The following is a 17,908-nucleotide window of genomic DNA, read 5'->3' as shown; positions in this document are numbered from 1 at the left end:
CGGCCGCGGAGGAGCAAGTGGCGCAGGACGGGGAGCAAGTGGCGCAAGACGGGGAGCAGGTGGCGTACGACTACGACGTCCTGGTCATAGGCTCCGGCTTCGGCGGCTCGGTGTCCGCACTGCGCCTGACGGAGAAGGGCTACAAGGTCGGTGTGCTCGAAGCGGGCCGCCGCTTCACCCCGGACTCGCTGCCGAAGACCTCCTGGGACCTCAAGAACTACCTCTGGGCCCCGGCCCTCGGTCTGTACGGCCTGCAGCGCATCCATCTGCTCGGCAATGTGATGGTGCTCGCGGGCGCCGGTGTCGGCGGCGGCTCGCTCAACTACGCCAACACGCTCTACGTACCGCCGAAGCCGTTCTTCGAGGATCCGCAGTGGGGCGAAATCACCGACTGGCAGGCCGAGTTGGCGCCGTACTACGACCAGGCCAAGCGGATGCTGGGCGTGCGGCTCAACCCGACGATGACGCCCTCGGACGTCCATCTGAAGGCGGCAGCCGAGGAGATGGGCGTCGGGGACTCCTTCCACATGGCGCCGGTCGGGGTGTTCTTCGGCGACGGCGAGGACGCGGACGGGCAGGCGAAGGCCGCGCCCGGTACGGAGGTTCCGGACCCCTACTTCGGCGGCGTCGGTCCCTCCCGCAAGGCCTGCACCGAATGCGGCGAGTGCATGACGGGCTGCCGGCACGGCGCGAAGAACAACCTCACCGAGAACTACCTCTACCTCGCCGAGAAGGCCGGCGCGGTCATCCACCCGATGACGTCCGTGGTCGCGCTGACCGAGGACTCACGGGGCGGCTACGCCGTCTCCACGCTGCCGACCGACAAGAAGCGCAAGGGCGCGGGCCGCGTGTTCCGCGCGCCGCGCGTGGTTCTCGCGGCGGGTACGTACGGGACGCAGACGCTCCTGCACCGGATGAAGGACACCGGGCTGCTCCCCGGCATCTCGGACCGGCTCGGGGAGCTGACCCGTACCAACTCCGAGGCCCTGGTGGGCGCGCAGACCGACAACCGGCGCTACCGCAAGCGGCACGGCGCGGCCAAGGTGGACTTCACGCAGGGCGTGGCGATCACGTCCTCGATCCATCCGGACGCGGACACGCACATCGAGCCGGTGCGCTACGGCAAGGGTTCCAACGCCATGGGCGGGATGACGATCCTTCAGGTCCCGTACTCCGCGCACCGCGTCCGCGCCTGGCTGGCGAACTGCGCCCGCCACCCGTGGCAGGCGATGCGGGGTCTGTCCAACCGCCGCTGGTCCGAGCGCACGATCATCGGCCTCGTCATGCAGTCGGTGGACAACTCCCTGACCACGTACCGCAAACCGGGCGGTGTCGGGAAGGGCCTGCTGACCGCGCGGCAGGGGCACGGCGCCCCGAACCCGCAGCAGATCGAGGCGGCCACGCGCGCGGCCTCGCTGCTCGCCGAGGAGATCAACGGCTTCGCGGGCTCCAACATCGGTGAGCTGATGGGCACTCCGCTGACGGCCCACTTCCTGGGTGGCTGCCCGATCGGGGACTCCTCCGATACGGGAGTCATCGACCCGTACCACCGTCTGTACGGGCACCCGGGGATCTCGGTCGTCGACGGGGCCGCGGTGTCGGCGAACCTCGGCGTGAACCCGTCGCTGACGATCACGGCGCAGGCGGAGCGGGCGATGTCGCTGTGGCCCAACAAGGGTGCGGCCGATCCGCGTCCGGCGCAGGGCGCAGCCTACGAGCGGCTCGCTCCGGTGGCGCCTGCCGCGCCCGTGGTGCCCGAGTCCGCGTTCGGTGCGCTGCGGCTGCCGTTCCTGGGGATGCCGAAGGTGCGTCCCTCGCAGGCGCCTTCCGTGTCGCCTTCCCCGTAAAGCATTGAGGACCTGCGCCCCCCTCCGAGCGCAGGTCCTCAACGGGTCTTGGTGCTACGAGGTGTGGTTACGCCTCGACGCCGCGGCGACGCTTCACCGCGAAGACGACACCGGCGCCGGCGACGACGGTGATGCCGCCGATGAGGCCGATGACGGGAAGGTTGGAGTCGGAACCGGTCTGGGCGAGGTTGCCGGTGACGTCCTTGACCTCGCTCACCTTGTCGACCTTGACCGGCGTCTTGCCGCCGGTCTGCGGCTTGGCGTCGTTCGGCTTGCCCGGGAGCTTCGAGCCGGCCTCGAGGATGTCGAAGAAGTACACGTACTCATTGGGGTCGACCGAGACCCAGCAGCCGCCGTCCTCGGTCGAGTACTCACCGGCGCCGATGGCGATGCCCAGGGAGTCGGGCACCTGGCCGTCCACCTTGAACCGCAGGTCGATGGTGAGCTTCTGGCCGGCCTTCAGGTCGACCTGGGTGAAGTAGCCGCCCGCGCCGATGCTGTCGGCGACGACCTTCCAGGCGCCCGAGGAGTCCTTGACCTCAAGGGTGAAGCCGTCGAGGTAGGCGTTCTCTTCGTCGGCCGAGTACACGGCGACGAACGGCGCGACACCCTTGATGTCGGAGTCGCCGGAGTTGTTCATCTGCAGCTGGAAGTTCTTCCAGCCGGTACCCGCCACGACGGTGTCGGGCAGGTTGGTGAGCGTCGTCGTCAGAGCGTCGTTGACGCCGATGATCTCCTCGTCGTTCCCGTCGACCGGGCACTCCCAGGGGCGCTCGCCCTCGGCAGGCTCCTCGGTCTCCTCCGCGTCCTCGTCGCCCGGCTTCTGCTCTTCGGACTCGACCGCATCCGACGTGGCCGAAGGCGCGGACGTGCTCGGCGCGGGCGCGGTCGTCGTCTCCGAGGACTCGGACTGCGAGGGCTCGGTGCCCGGCTCGGTCGGCGCGGACGTGCTCGGCGCCGGCTCGGTCGACTCGGTCGCAGACGGGCTCGCGGACACGGCCGGCTCGTCCGTCGCGAACGCGGACGGTGCCGCAAGGAGGGCGGCAGGGGCTATGACGGCGGTGATGGCCGCGGCTGCCATCGTGCGGCGAAGCTTCATCAGACTGACCTCGTCGAAGTATGGGGAAGGCCGCTCGCGGTGACGGTCGCGGGTGTGGCCGTTGATTACGCATGGTTGACCCGTGGTTCCTGTGAATGGTTGTGCCGAACTCACAGGATTCTTATGTGGGGTGAGTCACAAACGATCATGGGGCCGTCCGCCTCCCCGCCCGATCCCGGATCGTTGCCGAACTCGCTTGCGGCAATGCCTGTGCAAACGCTTTGATGACGCGCCAGTCGTACACAACAGGTGGGGATCCAAGTGAAGAAGTCCAAGCTGTCCCAGGTCGTCGTCGCGGCCGCCGTAGTCGCCACGCTCGGCCTGACCGCCGCGTGCAGCGGTGACAGCGACGGTGGGGACAAGTCCGGCAAGGACAAGGGCGGTGCCGGTCAGTCGGGTGGGGACGAGAAGAAGGGCGCGCCGGCGCTCACCGAGGCCCAGCTCAAGTCGGCGATCATCGACAAGCTCGCCGGTTACCAGTTCGAGGTCATCCCGGAGAACGAGTTCCCCAAGGAGTCGGCCAAGGTGTCGGACGACTGCAAGCCGCTGTCCGACATGACCGGCTTCACCTCCGACCCCGCCCCCAAGGCGCGGATCGCCAAGGGCGGTCTGAACAAGGAGTTCACGCTCGCCTCCGCGGCGCTGCTCGCGCACGAGCAGGCCGACGCCGAGAAGGTGCTCGCGGATGTCCGCGCCGCCGTGGACAAGTGCAAGAACTACGGCGACTCCACCGGCTCGTACACCGGTATCGCCTCGCAGCCCGCCCCCGAGGTGGGGGACGAGGCGGTCGCGTACAAGATGTCGGCGCAGTCGGAGGGCGAGAACGGCCTGCTGTCGTTCAACGTCGTCCGCAGCGGTTCGACCGTGGCCGTCTTCTTTGCGGCGGACATGTCCGGCAAGGGCACGGGCGGGGTGCCCAAGGAGCTCGTGGACGCGCAGATCAAGCGGCTCGAGGCCGTCAAGTAGGCCGACTGAGCCTTGGGCAGAGGGGACCGGCCAGCGCGGCCGGTCCCCTTTCGCTTACGGTTTTGCCGACGGTGTCCGAAGGCCTTTCGGATTCCGTCGCCGACGGAGGTGGGGAACGTGGCCGGGCAGAGCGGCAGGGCCAGGACCGTCACGCCGGGCCCGGACGGGCCGGCCAAGGTGACGATCACCGAGATCGCGCGGGAGGCAGGGGTGTCCGTGCCCACGGTCTCGCGGGTGGTCAACGGGCGTTCCGATGTCTCGCCCGCGACCCGCGCCCGGGTGGAGGACCTGCTGCACCGGCACGGCTACCGCCGCAGGACGGCCGCGGCGGGGGACCGTGCGGCCCTGCTCGACCTGGTCTTCAACGACCTCGACAGCCCCTGGGCGGTGGAGATCATCCGCGGTGTCGAGGAGGTCGCGCACGAGAACGGCGTGGGCACCGTGGTCTCCGCGATCCACGACCGGGCCGGTGACGCACAGCAGTGGATGACCAATCTGCGGGCCCGCGCCTCCGACGGCGTGATCCTTGTGACCTCGGTGCTCGACCCCGGTCTGCAGGACGAACTGCACCGCCTGGGCGTCCCGTTGGTGGTCATCGACCCGGCCGGATCGCCCGCCTCGCAGGCTCCCACCGTGGGCGCCACGAACTGGGCCGGCGGGATGGCCGCGACCCGGCATCTGCTCGAACTCGGCCACCGGCGCATCGGATTCATAGCGGGTCCGCCGCGCCTGCTCTGCTCGCGCGCCCGGCTCGACGGCTACCGCGCCGCCCTCGACACGGCCGGTGTGCCGGTGGACGACGCGCTCGTCGTGCCCGGCGACTTCTACCACGAGTCCGGATTCACCGGCTGCAACGCGCTCCTCGACCTCGCCGAGCCGCCCACCGCCGTCTTCGCCTCCAGCGACCAGATGGGGCTCGGCGCGATCGAGGCACTGCGCCGGCGCGGACTGCGCGTGCCCGAGGACATGAGCATCGTCGGCTTCGACGACCTCCCGGAGGTGCGCTGGTCGGCGCCCCCGCTCACCACCGTCCGCCAGCCGCTGTCCGACATGGGCAAATTGGCCGCCCGTACGGTCCTGGGCCTCGCCCGCTCCGTCGAACCCGCCTCGCCGCGGGTGGAGCTGGCGACCGAGCTCGTGGTCAGGTCGAGCACGGCGCCACCGAGCGGCAGCTGACCCGGCCGTCGGGGAGGGGCGGCTGACCGGCGGCCACCGAACGGCTTCCGAACCGGCACCGTGCCCCGCCGTCACCAAGCTGTGATGTGCTCGGAGGCAACCACTCCGGCCCCTCACTGGTCACTTCTGCACCGCCATCCCCACACGTCCCGGCGGCCACAGCTCGTACAAGAGAGTGATCATGAGACCTGTCCTGAGGCAGTCCCTTCGCCGCGGCCCCGCCGGGATGGCCGTGCTGCTCGCCGCCGCGCTCACCACCGCAGGCACCGCCGGCCTGGCGCAGGCCGCCGACGAGGCGCCGATCCCGGTCGCCATCACCGGCACCGAGCGTCTCGGCCTGTCGCTCAACGGCGAACCCGAGGAAGAGCGCTACCCGCAGATCGAGCTCCAGCTCAACGCGCCGGGCGAGGTGGGCGAGGACGAGCAGCCGACGCCGGTCCACCAGGGCCCGTACACGGTGACGATCGACGCCACCGAGCTCAAGGGCTTCGCCAAGCTGAAGCTGCCCTGTGCGGTGCAGGCCGGCGGACTGACCGCGGTGTGCGAGGAGAACGACCTCTACCCGGGCGGTCAGTTCAACCCCGACTACGACATCCGCGTGGACCTCCTCGCGGGCGCCAAGGCGGGCGACACGGGCAAGATCAAGGTGACGGGCGCGGGCGAGGGCCTGGCCTTCACCGGGCACGAGGTCGACGTCCTGGTGGGCGGCCCCGAGATCCGGATGAAGAAGCTGCCCGCGCCGCCCAAGGGGTTCTCCGCCGGTGACACCTACGCGGCCCCGCTGGCGTTCCGCAACGTCGGCAGCATGTCGGCCGACGGTGTGCTCCTTCGCTTCTCGGCCTCGCGCGGCATGTCCTTCCCGGAGACGTACTCCAACTGCTCGTACGCGGAGGAGGACAAGGACAACCTGATCCGCTACCGCAAGGTCGTGGAGTGCGCCTTCGAGGGCGAGTTCGAGCCCGGCAAGGCCTACGGCACCGAGACTCCCGTCAAGGTGGCGACGGAGAAGTTCGCCGCGTACGACATCTTCGGCTACTGGTTCTCGGCGCTCGGCGCGAAGCAGGCGACCGCCCGCGTCGAGGGCGGCACGAAGGGCACGGGCCCGGAGCTCAAGCTCAAGGAGGTGCCGGTCGGTGACGCCGCCGGCTACGGCAAGTACGCCGGCGAGATCGACCTCCCCGCCAACAGCAAGTACGACCTGGACCTGACCGGCTCCCGGGTCTCCGGCAAGCAGGGCGAGACCGTCAAGGTCCCCGTCACCTTCGCCAACAACGGTCCGGCGTGGATCGGTTCGCTGCGCGCGGGCGGTGAGCCGTTCGGTTTCTACGTCGAGATCCCGAAGGGCGCCAAGGTCGCCAAGGCCCCTGAGAACTGCCAGGAGGCGGACAGCCCCGCGCAGTACCTCTGCTGGGCCGATACGCCGTTCCTGGAGAACACCGAGCGCGCCTACGCGTTCGAGCTGCGCATCGACAAGGTGATCGAGGGCGCCAAGGGCAAAATCTCCCTGCCGAAGTGGGAGGGCGGCAACCCCAACGAGGCCGACCCCGCCAACGACGACGGCTGGATCGTCCTCAACGGCACCGGCGACGAGGCCACCCCGGGTGACACGGGCGGCACCGGCACCGGCGGCGGCGACAACGGTGGCTCCGGCAGTTCCGGCGAGGGCGACAACGGCGGTACGGACACGGGCGGTTCGACCGGCGGCGCCGCCTCCGGCACCGACGGCGGCAGCGAAGGGCCGGACGACGGCGGCCTCGCCTCGACCGGCTCCGTGGCCCTGCTGACCTCGGTCGCGGCGGCCGTCGCGCTCGCCGCGGGCGGTGCGTTCTATGTGACCGCGCGCCGGCGCAGGACCTCCTGACCGGTTCGGGCCGAAGCCCGTACGACAGCGAAGGGCCCCCGAGGATCCGGATCCTCGGGGGCCCTTCGCTGTCGGCGCCGACGTCAGGGCAGCGTCGGTGCCGGGCTGCGGCGCCGGGGGGTGTGCGCCGCGGGTTCGGTCTGCCGGTGCACGACCCGGCGCGCGGCTGGCGCGCACGTGGTGTGGACCTTTGGCAATGAGCGTGTCCAGTACGGCAGTTGGGGATTCGTCCCTCTATGCATCGTGGGGGATGGCAAGAGGGCCGCGCAACCGTTTCGGCGGCGTCGGGGGCCGGGACGCCGTGAAGAAGTGGGGGAGGAAGCGGAGGGGCGGGGAACGGGAGCGGGACAGGGGGACCGTCGGCCGGCTCCGGGCGTCCCCGGAGCCGGCCGATCTTCACCGTGACCGGGCTGCTGTCCCCTGCCGACCGGTCACTGACTGGAGCGAGGTCCCACGACGCAGGACGCGTAAGCGGTCCGTACGTCTCATCGCTCCAGCGGAGCCACGCGTGGTTCTGACGGGCCCGCCCCTGGCTGGCACGGACACCGGGACCAACGAAGCGCGGGGGCGGGCGGTCACGGTGCCGTACGGGTGAGAAGCGGTCCGAACGGAGATCCGAGCCCCGTCCGCGCCTCAGATCCGGCCCCGGCACAGCTCCAGCATCGTCATCGCGAGCGCGGTGCCCGGCTTGCCGAGCGCGTCCCTGTAGTGCCCGAGGACCTCCATCTCGCGGGACAGGTTCACGCGCCGGCCGCCCGACGCGATACGTGACTCCTGGATCACGGCCGAGACGGCCATCCGTTCCTGGATCAGACCGATGATCCGGTCGTCGAGTGCGTCGATACGGTCCCGTGCGCCGGTGATCAGCTCGGCGGCGTCCTCGGTGCGTGCGCCGGTCTTCTCGGCCGTGGTCTGCGCGGGGGCGGTCTTCGCGGCGGTGGTGATGCTCATGGGGTGGGCTCCTCGGGGTGTGGGGTGCCCGGTCCGCTCACGGCCCCTGGAAACGACGAAGCGCCCGGGGCCTTGTCGGCCCGGGGCGCCTGGTAAGTCGCTTGTCAGTGGATCAAGCAGCACGACCATGGCAGCCGGTGGGCCGGATGCCATAGGTAAACGCGAAGGCCGCGAAAGCGGCACAGCTCTGCTTGGTCACGCGGCAAGTATGGACCCCTGCGCGCCCGCCCCGTCAACTCGCTTCGGCGCACTGTCCGCATGATGAGGCTCACAGGGTTCGGATGCTGAGACGAAAATTCACCCCCATACCCCCGTTAGAATCGACAAAAGAGCCCCTTGGCTCATTGCCCACTCCCGCCGGAAGGCCGACACACAGTGCCAGGTTCCCCCGCCGCCGCCCCCGACACCGTTCTCGTCGTCGACTTCGGCGCGCAGTACGCCCAGCTCATCGCCCGTCGCGTGCGTGAGGCGCGGGTCTACAGCGAGATCGTCCCGAGCACCATGCCGGTCGCCGAGATGCTCGCCAAGAACCCGGCCGCGATCATCCTCTCCGGCGGCCCCTCGTCCGTGTACGCGGAGGGCGCCCCGCGCCTGGACCGCGAGCTGTTCGAGGCCGGGGTCCCGGTCTTCGGCATGTGCTACGGCTTCCAGCTGATGGCCGCCACGCTCGGCGGCACCGTCGACAACAACGGTGCGCGCGAGTACGGCCGCACCCAGCTGCACGTATCGAAGTCCGGCTCGACCCTTTTCGAGGGCACCCCGGACGAGCAGCCGGTGTGGATGTCGCACGGCGACGCGTGCAGCGCCGCCCCCGAGGGCTTCACCGTCACGGCCTCCACGGACCTGGTCCCGGTGGCCGCGTTCGAGAACGACGAGAAGAAGCTGTACGGCGTGCAGCACCACCCCGAGGTCATGCACTCCACGTACGGGCAGCAGGTGCTCGAGCACTTCCTGTACCGGGGCGCCGGCATCCGGCCGACCTGGACCACGGGCAATGTCATCGAGGAGCAGGTCGCCGCGATCCGCGCCCAGGTCGGCGACAAGCGCGCCATCTGCGGTCTGTCCGGCGGCGTGGACTCCGCGGTCGCCGCGGCCCTCGTGCAGAAGGCCATCGGCAACCAGCTGACCTGCGTGTACGTGGACCACGGTCTGATGCGCAAGGGCGAGACCGAGCAGGTCGAGAAGGACTTCGTGGCCGCCACCGGCGCCAACCTCAAGGTCGTCGACGCCGAGGAGCGCTTCCTGAACGCGCTCGCGGGTGTCTCGGACCCCGAGGAGAAGCGGAAGATCATCGGGCGCGAGTTCATCCGCGTCTTCGAGCAGGCCCAGCTGGAGATTCTCCAGGAGGACGGCCCCGAGGTCGCGTTCCTGGTCCAGGGCACGCTCTACCCGGACGTGGTCGAGTCCGGCGGCGGCACCGGCACCGCGAACATCAAGTCGCACCACAATGTCGGCGGTCTGCCCGACGACATCGAGTTCGAGCTCGTCGAGCCGCTGCGCCAGTTGTTCAAGGACGAGGTCCGCATGGTCGGCCAGGAGCTGGGGCTGCCGGCCGAGATCGTCCAGCGCCAGCCGTTCCCGGGCCCCGGCCTCGGCATCCGTATCGTCGGCGAGGTCACCAAGGACCGGCTCGACCTCCTTCGCGAGGCCGACGCGATCGCCCGCGAGGAGCTCACGGCCGCCGGCCTCGACTCCGAGATCTGGCAGTGCCCGGTCGTCCTGCTCGCGGATGTCCGCAGCGTCGGCGTCCAGGGTGACGGCCGCACGTACGGCCACCCGATCGTGCTGCGCCCGGTCTCGTCCGAGGACGCCATGACGGCGGACTGGACGCGCATGCCGTACGACGTGCTCGCGAAGATCTCGACCCGGATCACCAACGAGGTGGCCGATGTGAACCGCGTGGTCCTCGACGTGACCTCGAAGCCGCCGGGCACCATCGAGTGGGAGTGATCCCCGGGACTTCGCGGGGACACCTCACGTAACGGGACAACGCCGACGCCGTCGCTCATTCGTTTGGGCGGCGGCGTTGTCGTTTCCGGTGGGTACGCTGGCCGTACGGTGCACTATCCCGTCCATGGGAGGAACAATGACCGCCGAGTCAGTCGAGCAGCCTCGTTGGCAGCAGATGCCGCCCATGGACGGCTACACCGTGGACGATCTGCTCACGTTGCCTGATCTCCCGCGACACACCGAGCTGATCGACGGGAGCCTCGTCCTCGTGAGCCCACAGAGGTACTTCCACTTCACCGCTATCGACCTTCTTGTGAGCGGTCTGCGCAGCACCATTCCACCCGATCTCAAAGTGGCGCGAGAGATGACAGTGGTGCTCGACCAGCGGAACGGGCCGGAGCCAGACGTCTCCGTTGTGAACGCCGCCGCGAAGAAGGGACCGGACCAAACGTACTTCGATGCTGCGGATGTCGTACTGGCCATTGAGGTTGTCTCCCCGGAGTCCGCCTCACGTGACCGATCCACCAAGCCACTCAAGTACGCTGCGGCCGGCATCCGTCACTTCTGGTTGGTGGAGATGGCCGAGCCCGAAAACCACCCGGTCGTCGAGGTCTATCAGCTGGGCCAGGTCACCGGTGCATATGCCTTGACCGGTATCTACCACGACCACATCAAAGTCAACGTGCCCTACCCCATCGACATCGACCTCACCGCCATCGACGAGCTCTGACCCTCACCGCCGGCTCGTGCGCCGCACCCCCACCCCCGGCTTCCACGTCTCCATCACGATCGCGTCGTTCTCGATGAACGTCCGTACCACCTCGGTCAGTTCGACCCGGAAGAGATGGAACGCGTCCGGGTCCGGCGGCTGCACCTCCCCGACGTAGAGCGCACGCTCCGCAGGGTCCGTGACCTCGATCGCGCGGCCGGAGATACGGGCGTCACCGTCCTCCATCTCGGCGCTCGCGCCCGGGTTCGCCATGATGCTGAACCGCGGATCGCGCTGTAGGTCGCGTGCCTTCAGGGAGCCCGGCATCATGCCGAGCCAGAACTCGCCGTGCAGGAAACGCACTTCGAGACCGGTCAGCCGGACGGAACCGTCCTTGCGGAGCGTCCCGAGCACATGGTGCGTGAACGCCCCGAAACGGTCCTCGATCCACTTCGCCAGCTCGGGTTCCGCGGCGCTGAAGGATGCCCAGTTCTCAGTCATACGGAGAGTGTCGCGGGTAATCCGGACAACCTCTGTCGCATATCCCGAACGAAACAGCCGCGAGTTCTTCTCCTGATCGCTCTGTTCTCCTGCGTGAACCGGAGGTAACTTCCGGCCATCACGCCTTGGCCCGGGAGGAATCATGACCGCTCCGACTCCGATACCCGCGCAGCACCTCCAGTTCGCGATGCCGCCGGTGCACGAGAGCCCCGAGGACGAGCGGCGCCATCGCAAGGAACGGCTCGCGGGCGCGCTGAGACTCTTCGGGCGGTACGGATTCGAGGACGGGGTCTCCGGCCATATCACCGCGAGGGACCCGGAGTTCACCGACTGCTACTGGGTCAATCCGTTCGGCATGCCGTTCCGGCACATCACCGTCGGCGATCTGATCCTGGTGAACGGGGACGGCCAGGTGGTCGACGGCCGCTATCACGTGAACCAGGCCGCGTTCACCGTGCACGCGGCCGTGCACGCCAAGCGGCCCGACGTGGTCGCCGTGGTGCACTGCCACTCGGTCCACGGCCGGGCCCTCGCCGCGCTGGGCGAGCATGTCGACCCGATCACCCAGGAGAGCTGCGCCTTCTACGAGGACCAGGCGCTCTACGACGAGTACACCGGCGTCTCCGTCGACGCCGCCGAAGGGCGCCGTATCGCCGCCGCGCTCGGCCCGCACAAGGCGATGGTGCTGCGCAATCACGGGCTCGTGACGGTGGGCGACACGGTGGACGCGGCCGCCTGGTGGTTCATGTCCATGGACCGCTGCAGCCAGGTCCAGCTGGCGGCGCGCGCCGCGGGCCGTACGTATCTGATCGACCACAAGCAGGCCATCGCCACCCGCGACCAGCTGGGCACGGACCTCGCCGCGTGGATCAACTACCAGCCGATGTGGCAGGACATCATCCGCAGCGAGCCCGATCTGCTTGCCTGAGGCGTCAACAGGCGCGAAGCCCCATCACCCCCTGCGACCTTGCCAGTTGAGCGCAGCAACCCGTACGTAAGGCACAATTCCCAGGCATTGCAAGGGAATTGAGGCGCGCGGCTGGTCCGTGAGGCGACCTGGATTCCAAAGAGCTTGAAAAAGAAGGGTGTTCGCGGGTGGCCGTGCAAGTGGCGCGACAGGAAGCGCATGGGGGCGGGTGCACCTGCGGTGACTGTCCGCACGGTGCGCGCGAAGGGCATCGTCGGGCGGTCGCGGAGTTCTCCGCGAAACGCGACGGACTCGCCGCGGGGCACGGGCTGCCCGCCGCCGTGGCGTACTCGGCGGGCGCATCCCGGCAGTGGGTCTCGGACGAGCTGACCCAGTCCGCGGTGACGGTGGCCGAACGCAGCCGTGAGGAAGGCGTGGCCTGGCTCCAACTCCTTTGGCGGCGCACCCTGTTCACGGTCTGGGGCCTGGCCGGCGCGCTGCTGCTGCTCCAGGCGCTGACCGCGATCGGTGTCGGCTGGACCTCCGCCCGCACGGCGGGGATGCTCACCGCCGTGCTCGTCGGCGCCCTGCTCACCGGCGTCGCGTATGTGCACCGGTCCCGCGGCGGCGTCCTCGCGCCGCTGATCGGCGAGGACAACCGGCTCTCGACCTCCCGTGCGGTGGCCGGCGCCTGGGTGCTGCTCGCGGCGTATTCCGTTCTCTTCCTCGGCTGGGAACTCGCCTTCGCCGGGACGCACCGGGCGCGGGACACCCTGCTCGCCGGGCTCGAACTCGGCCGCAGCGCCGCCCTGTTGACGGTGATCGGCGTCATCTGCCTGGTCGCCGTCGTCGTCCGCCGCACGGTCGCGGTACGGGTGGCCGAGCAGGAGCTGCAGAAGGTACGGGCCGACCGGCCGCGCGCCGCAGACCTCCTGACCGACGACGCGGGGCGCGGGAACTTCGCCGACGCCCAGTACGTGGTGGTCAGCGCGGCCGCCCTGCTCTTCGCCGCCGTCAGCCTCGCCCGCCACCCCGGCCGGCTGCCCGATCTGCCCTGGGGCCTGGGCCTGCTCGTGCTCGTCTCGGCCGTCACGTATCTCGCCGGGAAGTACGCCGAGGGCGGCCGCCCGGTGATCCACTCAGTGGTGCGGGCCCGGGAGGCGGGCGACCTGGACGCCCCGATCCGTACCGGCGACGACATCGAGATCCGGGGCGCCGGCTTCGTACCGCCCGGCGCGCAGAGCCCCGACCGGCTCGCCCGGATGGTGGTGCGGATCGGCCCCGTCCATGTCCATGTCCCGCTGGTCCCGGTGCCGGGCGGCTTCACCAACCCGACGGACGCGGTGCTCACCGTGCCCGTACCGGCGGACGTGGAGCCGGGGCGGGTCGAGGTGCAGGTGGTCACTGCGGCGGGGGCCGAGACGAACCGCTGCACGATCGAGGTCACGGACTGAGAGCCCGCTTCCGAAACCTCCTCCCGCCCGCCGGGAAACTTCCTCCTGCCCGCTGGTGAGTTCCTCGCTGCTGTCGTACGTATGGTCTGGTGACGGCATGTTGTTGAGATCTCAACCGAGAGGCGGCGGGCACGATGGCGCACACCACGCGGGCCGGGACGTACACGGACCCGGGAGGCGGCCGGGGGGACTGGCGTGACACGGCCGCGCGCTACGCACTGCTGCCGCTGCGGATCTTCCTGGGCGTCACCTTCGTCTACGCGGGCCTCGACAAGCTCACGAGCGACACCTTCCTGAAGGACACGGGCGACCAGTCGATCGGCGACCAGATCCGCTTCCTCCAGGAGAGCGGCGACGTCGCGATCCCCCAGATGCTCGACCTGGCGGCGAACTCGCCCGTCGGCTTCGGCTATGCCATCGCTTTCGGTGAACTGGCCGTCGGCATCGGCACGTTGATCGGTCTCTTCGCCCGGATCGCCGCGCTCGGCGGCGCACTGCTCTCGCTCAGCCTGTGGTTCACGATGAGCTGGTCGGCCACGCCGTACTACATGGGCAACGACCTGCCGTATCTGATGGCCTGGCTGCCGCTGATCCTCGCCGGGGCGTCGTACTGGTCGGTGGATGCCTGGCTGCGGGGGCGCAGGGCGGACAGGGCGTACGGGTAGGGGTGGCCGGGCGGCTTCAGCCGCCCGCAGCGGTGTCCACCGGAGTGCGGTCGTCCGCGGGTGCGGTTCCCCGGGCGCCGCGCCGCCTGCGGACGGCATACGCGATGATCCCGGCGACCGAGGCCAGGAAGAGGCCGAGCACCACGATCGGGATCGCGGCGAACCACGCCGCGTCCCACCAGCCGGCCGCGTCCCCGCCGTAGGCGAGCGCGACACCGCCCATCGCGAGCCCCGAGATCAGCCGGCCCGGCTGGAACGGGTGCAGCCACCGGCGCCGCTCGTCACTTTGCCGCACGGGCCACCTCCGCCTGTCCGATCCCCACGTCGAGCGTGAGCTCGATGGTGCCGCCGTCCTTGGCCCCGCCGGGCGGCGGCAGGGTGACGCGGCGCTCCAGATCGGGCGTCACGTCGATGTCCTCGTTGCCCCCGCCCCTCGGGCGCGGCTGGCTGTCGTGCAACCGGATGTCGCCCACGCCCACCTCCACGTCCACCTTCACCGTCGCGTCGTGGGGGACGATCACCTTGATCCGGCCCGCCCCGATGCGGGAGCTGGTGGTGACCGTCTCGTCCTTCTTCAGATCGAGCTTGCTGAGGTCGAGCGTGCCCTCGCCCGAGCCGATGTTGTACGCGGGCCGCACCTCGGCGGCCGTCGTGGGCCGCCATTCCGTGCGCACCCAGGTGGTGGTGATCTCCTTCGGGAGCGCCGACGCCCCCGCGAGCAGCCCGGTGAGGATCAGCGCGAGCACCACCGAACCCGCTCCCGTACGGCCGAAGAAGGAGCTGACCGCGATACCGAGCGCGAGCACCGCGAGGGCGCAGGCCAGGCCCGCCGTCAGGCCGGTGCCGAGCGACGGGTTCGGGCCCAGCTCCTCCAGCGTGACCGCGGTGGCGACGATGCCGGTGGCCAGCGTGAGCAGGAAGAGCCAGCCGCCGATCCAGCGCGGGCCGCGGCGCGGCGCGAGGCCGCTCTGGCGGGGCTGCGCGGGGGCGAGGTCGGCGCCGGAGAGCTCGGCGGGACCCCACAGGTAGCCCGTACCGCCTTCGTGCGTGCCGTCCTTCACGATCGGATCCCGCCACCAGGACGGGCCCCGGCTGACCGGCGGCGCCTGGGTCTCCGGGGGTGCGTCGGCGACGGCCTGCGCGGCCACGGGGTCGGGCGAGGGCACCTCCTTGCGGCGCTCCTTCGACCAGTAGCCGGCGCCCGCGAGCAGCACGGCCAGTACGGAGGCGAAGGTCAGCACCCCGGCGTTGTTCACCAGCGACAGCATCACGCCGGAGCCGACGAGCGCGAACAGCAGCGCGGTCAGGGCCGGGCCGTCCACACGGCCGGTCAGCATCCGGCGGGCCTCGTTCTCGTCCTCGCCGTCGGCGGGGATCAGGAGCCAGGCGAACCCGTAGAAGATCAGGCCGATCCCGCCCACGGCGCCGAGCAGCGCGAGGACGATACGGAAGATCACCGGGTCCATGTCGCAGTGCCGGCCAAGGCCCGCGCAAACACCGCCGAGCATCTTGTGCTCCGGGTCGCGGCGCAGCCGGGGCGCCGGCGCCTGTGCCGGGTCCGGACCGGCGCCGGGCGCGGCGTCGGCCGGCTCGGCGGTCCGGGTGTCGTGCTGATCCGTCATGGGTTCCATGGTGGGGGCTCGGGGCCCGCGGTGGCAGGCGGGGCGACCCTGGTCGGACCCTGAGATTGTCCGTACGGGGCGGCTGCGGTGTCTGCGTACGGATCAGGGACGTCTAGGGGCCGAACCCTGATGCCGGGGCCCCCGCCTCCGTGTGAGGATCGATGACATGCCAGCCGCAGCACCGCCCGCACAGGAACCGCAGCCGCTGCGCAAGCTCTACCGCAGTGGTGAAGGCCGCTGGCTCGGGGGAGTGGCGCGCGGACTCGCCGGCCATCTCGGGCTGCCCGTCATCTGGGTGCGGCTGATCTTCGTCGGCCTCTTCACGGCCAACGGCCTGGGCGCGCTGCTCTATGCCGCCTTCTGGTTCTTCGTGCCGCTCGGCGTCGGCGGCGTCACCGCCGACCGCCAGCACACCGTGACCACCGAGGTCGGTCCCGACGGGCGGCGCAAGCTGGTCGTACGGAAGATCGACAAGGGGCAGTTCATCGCCTTCATCGCGATGCTCGTGATCGCGATGATCTTTGTCGGCACCGTCGACATGGGCGGCCCGGCCCGCGCGTATCTGTGGCCCACGCTCCTGGTCGCGGCGGGTGTCGCCCTGGTGTGGCGGCAGGCGGACAACGCCCGCCGGGCCCGCTGGGTGGCCGTCGGCCGCAAGCGCCGCACCCTGAACATCGCGCGCACCCTGGCCGGTGTCGTCCTGGTCGGTACGGGCGTGGCCGCGATCTTCGTGCTGCAGAACTCCGCCCGTGAGCTGGGCTCGGTGCTGCAGGCCGCGCTCGCCGTGTTCGTCGGGATCGCGCTGCTCGCGGGCCCGTATCTGGTCCGTATGACACAGGACCTCTCGCAGGAACGCCTGATGCGCATCCGCGCGCAGGAACGGGCCGAAGTCGCCGCCCACGTACACGATTCGGTGCTGCACACCCTGACCCTGATCCAGCGCAACGCGGAGAACTCCGCGGAGGTGCGGCGCCTGGCCCGCGCCCAGGAACGGGACCTGCGCAACTGGCTGTACAAGCCCGAGGGCACCGGGAAGATCGAGGAGCCCGAGTCGCTCGCGGAAGCGGTGAAGATGGCGGCGGCCGAGGTCGAGGACAAGCACGGCGTACCGCTTGAGGTGGTCGTCGTCGGCGACTGCCCGCTGGACGAGAAACTGACCGCACAGATGCAGGCCGCGCGGGAAGCAATGGTGAACGCCGCCAAGTACGGTGGCGAGGGCGGGGCCGTCCAGGTCTACGCGGAGGTCGAGGGCCGCACGGTCTTCGTCTCGGTCCGCGACCGCGGTCCGGGCTTCGATCTGGACTCCGTGCCACAGGACCGGATGGGCGTACGAGAATCGATCATCGGCCGGATGCAGCGCCACGGCGGTACGGCGCGGCTGCGCGCGGTGCCGGACGGCGGCACCGAGGTCGAGCTGGAGATGGAGAGGGCGGAAGCGTCATGAGCGAGCACGAGGAGTCCCAGGCGGTGGAGCCGGGTTCGGAGGGTGGCTCGCGTCATGTCCGCGTCGTCCTCGTCGACGACCACCGGATGTTCCGCACGGGCGTGCAGGCCGAGATCGGCCGCACCGATGTGACGGGCGTCGAGGTGGTCGGCGAGGCGGCCGACGTCGACCAGGCGGTCACCGTCATCACGGCGACGCGCCCCGAGGTGGTCCTGCTCGACGTGCATCTGCCGGGCGGCGGCGGCGTCGAAGTCCTGCGCCGCTGCGCCTCGTTGATGTCCGCGGCCGAGAACCCCGTGCGTTTCCTGGCGCTTTCGGTGTCCGATGCCGCGGAGGACGTCATCGGCGTCATCCGGGGCGGAGCCCGTGGCTATGTCACCAAGACGATCACCGGCACCGACCTCGTGAATTCCGTCTTCCGCGTCCAGGACGGCGACGCGGTGTTCTCGCCCCGCCTGGCAGGCTTCGTCCTCGACGCCTTCGCCTCCACGGACGCCCCGCCGGTGGACGAGGACCTGGACCGCCTCACGCAGCGCGAGCGCGAGGTGCTGCGGCTGATCGCCCGCGGCTATGCGTACAAGGAGATCGCGAAGCAGCTCTTCATCTCGGTGAAGACGGTGGAGTCCCATGTCTCGGCGGTCCTGCGCAAGCTGCAGCTGTCGAACCGGCATGAGCTGACGCGGTGGGCCACGGCGCGGCGGCTGGTGTGAGGGTGACGTACGGGCCGGTGTGAGGAAGTCCGCAGGCCGGTGCGGG

At 70.2% G+C, this 17,908-nt stretch carries 16 protein-coding genes; 11 read left to right on the top strand and 5 right to left on the bottom strand.

All coding sequences use genetic code 11. The features are described 5' to 3' along the window. Nucleotides 1-17: 17 nt before the first annotated feature. Entirely contained in the window at nucleotides 18-1,847 is a 1,830-nt protein-coding gene (locus H9Y04_RS32615; protein WP_308801378.1) for a GMC oxidoreductase, read from the top strand. 67 nt (nucleotides 1,848-1,914) lie between these two features. On the opposite strand, the gene H9Y04_RS32610 is transcribed toward H9Y04_RS32615, so the two are convergent. Further along, nucleotides 1,915-2,946, bottom strand: coding sequence for an LPXTG cell wall anchor domain-containing protein (locus H9Y04_RS32610; protein WP_187817707.1), 1,032 nt, complete (start codon nucleotides 2,944-2,946; stop codon nucleotides 1,915-1,917). 261 nt (nucleotides 2,947-3,207) lie between these two features. Here H9Y04_RS32610 and H9Y04_RS32605 point away from each other — a divergent pair, with 261 nt between their 5' ends. The 3 genes from H9Y04_RS32605 to H9Y04_RS32595 all read left to right on the top strand — a co-directional run bounded on the left by H9Y04_RS32605 (nucleotide 3,208) and on the right by H9Y04_RS32595 (nucleotide 6,949). Beyond that, on the top strand, nucleotides 3,208-3,912 hold the full coding sequence (locus H9Y04_RS32605; protein ID WP_187817706.1) for a hypothetical protein: 705 nt from the start codon (nucleotides 3,208-3,210) through the stop codon (nucleotides 3,910-3,912). 117 nt (nucleotides 3,913-4,029) lie between these two features. Next, nucleotides 4,030-5,088, top strand: a complete 1,059-nt coding sequence (locus tag H9Y04_RS32600; protein ID WP_187817705.1) for a LacI family DNA-binding transcriptional regulator — start codon at nucleotides 4,030-4,032, stop codon at nucleotides 5,086-5,088. Nucleotides 5,089-5,269: 181 nt separating this feature from the next. After that, complete coding sequence (locus H9Y04_RS32595) at nucleotides 5,270-6,949, top strand: hypothetical protein (RefSeq protein WP_236071761.1); 1,680 nt, start codon at nucleotides 5,270-5,272, stop codon at nucleotides 6,947-6,949. A gap of 633 nt (nucleotides 6,950-7,582) precedes the next feature. Here the strand turns inward: H9Y04_RS32595 and H9Y04_RS32590 are convergent. Continuing rightward, complete coding sequence (locus H9Y04_RS32590) at nucleotides 7,583-7,900, bottom strand: chorismate mutase (RefSeq protein WP_187817704.1); 318 nt, start codon at nucleotides 7,898-7,900, stop codon at nucleotides 7,583-7,585. A gap of 375 nt (nucleotides 7,901-8,275) precedes the next feature. On the opposite strand from H9Y04_RS32590, the gene guaA reads away from it, so the two are divergent. Then, a complete protein-coding gene (gene guaA / locus H9Y04_RS32585) occupies nucleotides 8,276-9,850 on the top strand; it encodes a glutamine-hydrolyzing GMP synthase (protein ID WP_187817703.1) in 1,575 nt (524 codons plus the stop codon). A 136-nt stretch (nucleotides 9,851-9,986) separates the two neighbouring features. After that, a complete protein-coding gene (locus H9Y04_RS32580) occupies nucleotides 9,987-10,580 on the top strand; it encodes a Uma2 family endonuclease (protein ID WP_187817702.1) in 594 nt (197 codons plus the stop codon). A 3-nt stretch (nucleotides 10,581-10,583) separates the two neighbouring features. Here the strand turns inward: H9Y04_RS32580 and H9Y04_RS32575 are convergent, their stop codons facing one another. Next, entirely contained in the window at nucleotides 10,584-11,060 is a 477-nt protein-coding gene (locus H9Y04_RS32575; RefSeq protein WP_187817701.1) for a pyridoxamine 5'-phosphate oxidase family protein, read from the bottom strand. A gap of 142 nt (nucleotides 11,061-11,202) precedes the next feature. Here H9Y04_RS32575 and H9Y04_RS32570 point away from each other — a divergent pair, with 142 nt between their 5' ends. The 3 genes from H9Y04_RS32570 (at nucleotide 11,203) to H9Y04_RS32560 (ending at nucleotide 14,086) form a co-directional block, all read left to right on the top strand. Further along, on the top strand, nucleotides 11,203-11,988 hold the full coding sequence (locus H9Y04_RS32570; protein ID WP_187817700.1) for a class II aldolase/adducin family protein: 786 nt from the start codon (nucleotides 11,203-11,205) through the stop codon (nucleotides 11,986-11,988). Nucleotides 11,989-12,155: 167 nt separating this feature from the next. Next, nucleotides 12,156-13,421 carry a hypothetical protein gene (locus H9Y04_RS32565; protein ID WP_187817699.1) on the top strand — a complete coding sequence of 422 codons (1,266 nt, stop codon included), beginning with the start codon at nucleotides 12,156-12,158 and terminating at the stop codon, nucleotides 13,419-13,421. A gap of 134 nt (nucleotides 13,422-13,555) precedes the next feature. Further along, nucleotides 13,556-14,086: a DoxX family protein gene (locus H9Y04_RS32560; RefSeq protein ID WP_187817698.1), complete on the top strand. Its 531-nt coding sequence runs from the start codon at nucleotides 13,556-13,558 to the stop codon at nucleotides 14,084-14,086. 16 nt (nucleotides 14,087-14,102) lie between these two features. Here the strand turns inward: H9Y04_RS32560 and H9Y04_RS32555 are convergent, their stop codons facing one another. Next, on the bottom strand, nucleotides 14,103-14,381 hold the full coding sequence (locus tag H9Y04_RS32555; RefSeq protein ID WP_308801347.1) for a hypothetical protein: 279 nt from the start codon (nucleotides 14,379-14,381) through the stop codon (nucleotides 14,103-14,105). Continuing rightward, nucleotides 14,368-15,708, bottom strand: coding sequence for a PspC domain-containing protein (locus tag H9Y04_RS32550; protein WP_236071760.1), 1,341 nt, complete (start codon nucleotides 15,706-15,708; stop codon nucleotides 14,368-14,370). The genes H9Y04_RS32555 and H9Y04_RS32550 overlap by 14 nt, the downstream gene beginning before the upstream one ends. A gap of 166 nt (nucleotides 15,709-15,874) precedes the next feature. On the opposite strand from H9Y04_RS32550, the gene H9Y04_RS32545 reads away from it, so the two are divergent. Together H9Y04_RS32545 and H9Y04_RS32540 are read left to right on the top strand one after the other, a co-directional pair. Further along, nucleotides 15,875-17,152 carry an ATP-binding protein gene (locus H9Y04_RS32545; protein ID WP_187817696.1) on the top strand — a complete coding sequence of 426 codons (1,278 nt, stop codon included), beginning with the start codon at nucleotides 15,875-15,877 and terminating at the stop codon, nucleotides 17,150-17,152. Then, a complete protein-coding gene (locus H9Y04_RS32540; RefSeq protein WP_187817695.1) occupies nucleotides 17,149-17,862 on the top strand; it encodes a LuxR C-terminal-related transcriptional regulator in 714 nt (237 codons plus the stop codon). Before H9Y04_RS32545 ends, H9Y04_RS32540 begins: the two co-directional genes overlap by 4 nt. Nucleotides 17,863-17,908: the final 46 nt, after the last annotated feature.

Origin of the sequence: Streptomyces polyasparticus (genome assembly GCF_014493765.1) — a bacterium.
In the GTDB taxonomy this organism is placed as follows: domain Bacteria; phylum Actinomycetota; class Actinomycetes; order Streptomycetales; family Streptomycetaceae; genus Streptomyces; species Streptomyces polyasparticus.
This window is presented reverse-complemented; position numbering and strand designations above follow the sequence as displayed.

What these genes read in the sequence shown, in the direction of transcription:
- H9Y04_RS32595 (WP_236071761.1), top strand. Translation starts at nt 5,270, where the DNA reads ATGAGACCTGTCCTGAGGCAGTCCCTTCGCCGCGGCCCCGCCGGGATG.
- H9Y04_RS32560 (WP_187817698.1), top strand. Translation starts at nt 13,556, where the DNA reads ATGGCGCACACCACGCGGGCCGGGACGTACACGGACCCGGGAGGCGGC.
- H9Y04_RS32590 (WP_187817704.1), bottom strand. Translation starts at nt 7,900, where the DNA reads ATGAGCATCACCACCGCCGCGAAGACCGCCCCCGCGCAGACCACGGCC.
- H9Y04_RS32575 (WP_187817701.1), bottom strand. Translation starts at nt 11,060, where the DNA reads ATGACTGAGAACTGGGCATCCTTCAGCGCCGCGGAACCCGAGCTGGCG.
- H9Y04_RS32540 (WP_187817695.1), top strand. Translation starts at nt 17,149, where the DNA reads ATGAGCGAGCACGAGGAGTCCCAGGCGGTGGAGCCGGGTTCGGAGGGT.
- H9Y04_RS32570 (WP_187817700.1), top strand. Translation starts at nt 11,203, where the DNA reads ATGACCGCTCCGACTCCGATACCCGCGCAGCACCTCCAGTTCGCGATG.
- H9Y04_RS32545 (WP_187817696.1), top strand. Translation starts at nt 15,875, where the DNA reads ATGCCAGCCGCAGCACCGCCCGCACAGGAACCGCAGCCGCTGCGCAAG.
- H9Y04_RS32580 (WP_187817702.1), top strand. Translation starts at nt 9,987, where the DNA reads ATGACCGCCGAGTCAGTCGAGCAGCCTCGTTGGCAGCAGATGCCGCCC.
- H9Y04_RS32550 (WP_236071760.1), bottom strand. Translation starts at nt 15,708, where the DNA reads ATGACGGATCAGCACGACACCCGGACCGCCGAGCCGGCCGACGCCGCG.
- H9Y04_RS32610 (WP_187817707.1), bottom strand. Translation starts at nt 2,946, where the DNA reads ATGAAGCTTCGCCGCACGATGGCAGCCGCGGCCATCACCGCCGTCATA.